A 255-nucleotide genomic window follows, 5' to 3' on the forward strand; every position below is an offset into this window, starting at 1 on the left:
AGCTTGTAGGCAACAGGTTTCAGGTTCTATTTCACTCCCCTGACAGGGGTTCTTTTCACCTTTCCCTCACGGTACTGGTGCACTATCGGTCGCCAGCGAATACTTAGCCTTGGAAGATGGTCCTCCCAGATTCCCACGGGGTTTCACGTGCCCCGCGGTACTCAGGTGCCCCTAGAGTGACGTTCGGGTTCGGATACAGGGCTATCACCTGCTATGGCGGAGCTTTCCAGCTCTCTTCTCCTGCCTAGTAGTCAA

General features: G+C 54.9%; 1 rRNA gene. It reads right to left on the reverse strand.

Going from position 1 to position 255, the window contains the following annotated elements:
* A 23S ribosomal RNA gene (locus tag V6B97_RS17330) occupies positions 1-255 on the reverse strand; the annotation flags it as partial.

The sequence above is a fragment of the Nitratidesulfovibrio sp. 1201_IL3209 genome, from assembly GCF_036763125.1.
GTDB lineage: Bacteria > Desulfobacterota > Desulfovibrionia > Desulfovibrionales > Desulfovibrionaceae > Cupidesulfovibrio.